Below are 2,464 nucleotides of genomic sequence, written 5' to 3'. Positions count from 1 at the left end.
CTCTGGCACGGACCCAGCGGGCCGGCAGGAAGCAGATCGGAGGGTACGTCTTCGTGGACGCGACTCTGCCCCGCCCCGGCCGGGTCAACCACCTCGAGCTACTCGAGGCGGCATCCCCCACCGAGGCCGAAACCGCTCACCAGCAGTTGCACGCCCCCGGAGGGCTGTGGCCGGATCCGGCAGAGGATACTCTCGCACGGGCTCGCGACCATCAGTTCTGGACCGAGACGCTGCCACCGGCCATCGACTGGCCGGACGCTCCGTGCGCGTACGTTCACACCGGCGCGCCCACAACGGGCTGCGGCGACACGTCGTTCTGGGCCCGTTCCGCCCGTTCCCGCGGATGGGCCGTGTACGAGAGCGCGGACACAGCCGACGGCATCCAGGACGCCGTCGCTCAGCTGCCCGGCTGATGCCCGGGCGCTCGTCGCGCCACACACCGGCAGGTGACCGAGATCGATCTCCCTCGCACGGTGCCTAGCCGCGGCGTCGCCGATCAGGATGGCGACGGCCGGTCGCCCGAACCAGGCGCCGTGGCAGGCGCGGCAGCATCAGGGCGGCGACCTTGTACACCGGTCCGGGGACCGAGACGGTCTTGCCGCGACGGAGGTCCCGTAGGGCTGTGTCGACCAGCGTGCCGGAATCGAGCCATAGCCACGTGGGCAGCTTGCTCATGTCCATGGCAGCCCGGTCGTGGAACTCCGTGCGTGTGAATCCGGGCGCCAGCACCATCGCCCGGACACCCGTCCCCTCCAGCTGCGACGCCAGACCCTCGGTGAACGACGTGGTCCACGCCTTGGCGGCGCTGTAGGTGCCGCGCGGCGTCCAAGCAGCCACCGAGCTCACGTTGATGACTGCCCCGCGTCCGCGGTCGATCATGCCGGGGAGGACCGCGTGGGTGAGCCGCAGCACTGCGCGCACATGGACGTTGAGCAGGTGCTCCTCGTCGTTGATGTCGTTGGCGAGGAATGGCTTGCGCAGTGCGTGACCGGCGTTGTTCACCAGGAGCTCGATCGGCCGGTCCGGGTCGCTCAGCCTCGCCTCGACGTCGCCGGTCTCAGCCGTCAGGTCCGCGGCCAGGACCTCCACCTCGACACCGTGTGCGGCGCGGAGCTCCTCGGCCACCGACTCGAGCCTCGCCTGGTCACGTGAGACAAGGACCAGGCCGAACCCTTGGGCGGCCAGCTTGCGCGCGAACTCCAACCCGATCCCCGCGGTCGGGCCGGTCACCAAAGCCGTGGGCATGAATAGCACACTACCCACCGGCACCGAGTCGCGTCCTGCGCGGTGCGCGCCATGGGGCTCGATCCGCGGGACGCACCGCTAGGTAGGGTGATGAACCGTGACAGATCTCTCCCGCGCCGCCGTCCACGATGCCGTCACCTATTTCGACTCGTGGCTGGCGTTCCGGCAACGTTACTCCCGCATTCCCGGTGTTCAGGCAGCCGTACTGCACGGCGACGAGGTGCTGTTGTCCGAGGCCTATGGGCACGCCGACGTGGAGGCCGGGGTCGAGCTGACGCCGCGGCACCTGTTCCGGATCGCCTCGCACTCGAAGACGTTTACGGCCACCGCCGTCCTGCAGCTCTCGGCACGCGGCGATCTGCGGCTCGATGACCCGATCGGCGGCTGGTTGCCGTTTCTGGACGGTGCACCGCTCGGGAGTGTGACCGTCCGCGAGCTGCTCGGGCACAGCGCGGGAGCTGTGCGCGACGGACATGACGGCGACTTCTGGCAGCTGTACCGCGAGTTCCCGGACGAGGCCGGGCTGCAGAAGATCGCCCTCGACGACGCCGACATCATCCCGTCCAACGAACGCTTCAAGTACTCCAACATCGGCTACTCGCTGCTCGGCCTGGTCGTGGCGGCCGCTTCCGGGCAAAGCTACAACTCCTACGTCCGCGAACACATCGTCGACCGGCTCTCGTTGGCCGATACCGGCCCGGAGTACGACGCGGCGCGTGCCTCCGAGTACGCGTGCGGCTATACCGCGCTGGCCTATTCCGACAGGCGGGTTCCGGTCGACCACGTCGACACCGCCGCAATGTCCCCTGCCACCGGCTTCTACAGCACGGCAGAGGACGTCGTCCGCTACGTCGCCGCCCACTTCCACGGTGACGACCGGATTCTCTCCGACGCCTCCAAGCGGCTCATGCAGCGCGCCGAGTGGAAGGTCGACGGCAGCGAGGGCGAGTACGGGCTCGGTCTGGACCGCGCCGACATCGGCGGGCGGCGCGTGTTCGGCCATGGTGGCGGGTACCCCGGGCACATCACCAAGACCTACTTCGACCCCGAGGACAGGCTCGCCGTCTCCGTGCTGACCAACGCGATCGACGGCCCGGCCGAGCCCTTGGCGTCAGGCCTGGTCCGCCTGGTCAACCTAGCCACAGAAAGCGCGGGCGAGGCAGGATCGCGCGACGACGCCGAGCTGACCCGCTTCACCGGCCGGTTCGCCACGATGTGG

General features: G+C 69.3%; 2 protein-coding genes and 1 pseudogene. 2 read left to right on the top strand and 1 reads right to left on the bottom strand.

Annotated features, from left to right (window positions below; genetic code table 11):
* Positions 1-413: pseudogene (locus ELR45_RS13515) on the top strand (hypothetical protein); the annotation flags it as partial.
* A 64-nt stretch (positions 414-477) separates the two neighbouring features.
* On the opposite strand, the gene ELR45_RS13510 reads toward ELR45_RS13515, so the two are convergent.
* Positions 478-1,245, bottom strand: coding sequence for an SDR family NAD(P)-dependent oxidoreductase (locus ELR45_RS13510; protein WP_129666820.1), 768 nt, complete (start codon positions 1,243-1,245; stop codon positions 478-480).
* Between the two features lie 97 nt (positions 1,246-1,342).
* On the opposite strand from ELR45_RS13510, the gene ELR45_RS13505 reads away from it, so the two are divergent.
* Positions 1,343-2,464 (top strand): serine hydrolase domain-containing protein (locus ELR45_RS13505; protein ID WP_165367751.1); only part of this gene is annotated, 1,122 nt, incomplete at its 3' end.

It is taken from the genome of Phytoactinopolyspora endophytica (genome assembly GCF_004138495.1).
Lineage (GTDB): Bacteria > Actinomycetota > Actinomycetes > Jiangellales > Jiangellaceae > Phytoactinopolyspora > Phytoactinopolyspora endophytica.
The sequence above is the reverse complement of the archived record's forward strand: the minus strand, read 5'-3'. Positions and strand labels throughout refer to the sequence as shown.

Coding starts and splice junctions, on each gene's coding strand:
- ELR45_RS13510 (WP_129666820.1), bottom strand. CDS start 1,245: ATGCCCACGGCTTTGGTGACCGGCCCGACCGCGGGGATCGGGTTGGAG.